Source organism: Pontibacter silvestris (assembly GCF_020907275.1).
Classification (GTDB): Bacteria; Bacteroidota; Bacteroidia; order Cytophagales; family Hymenobacteraceae; genus Pontibacter; species Pontibacter silvestris.
The window spans coordinates 1-735 of record NZ_JAJJWI010000094.1; the positions used below are offsets into that span (position 1 = coordinate 1).

Annotated in this window: 1 protein-coding gene; it reads left to right on the forward strand. The window is 53.5% G+C overall.

Annotated elements, in window-relative coordinates; translation table 11 throughout:
- Positions 1 to 131: 131 nt before the first annotated feature.
- Positions 132 to 735 (forward strand): recombinase family protein (locus LN995_RS21705; RefSeq protein ID WP_229963187.1); only part of this gene is annotated, 604 nt, incomplete at its 3' end.

The window sequence follows — 735 nt, forward strand, 5'->3', positions numbered from 1 at the left end:
TGTCAACTTTTTCCAGGACGAGGCAGAAAAAACAAGCAGCAACAAAAAGCAACAGCGCAAAAGCAACAAAAGGCAACGCTACAGCAATTAGTTTCAACAATGCCCTGAGCATTTTTGCTAGGCCTGGGCAGGTGGGCAGGAAGAGCAAAGCTGCTGCCAGGGGAAAAGTAGCCGTTATCTACACCCGTGTCTCCACAAAAGAGCAGGCCGAGACAAACCAAAGCCTGGAAACGCAGTTGGAGCGTTGCCGCGCTTATGCTGAGCGTCACGGTTATGAGGTAGTGGAAACCTTTGGCGGCACTTATGAGAGCGCCAAGAACGATGAGCGGAAGCATTTCCAGCTCATGCTTGACTTTGTGAAGAAGAGCCGCCAGCAGGTGGGCTACATCATCGTCTACAGCCATGACCGCTTCTCCCGCTCGGGCTCCAATGCCATCTACATTACGGATCAGCTTTCCCAGATGGGCATCTCCGTGGTGGCCGTCACGCAGCCAGTGGATACCATGACCTCTGCAGGAAAGCTGCAGCAGGGCATCCAGTTTCTTTTCTCCCAGTTCGACAACGACCAGCGCAGAGAAAAGTGCATCGCAGGCATGGAGGCCAGGGTTCGCAAAGGCTACTTAGTGGGCAAGGCCCCCATGGGCTACGACCAGTACAAGGTAAACGGGGAGCAGGTAATAAAGCCAAACAAGACAGGGAAGCTTATCCGTCAGGCTTTTCAGCTGAAGGCAGAGC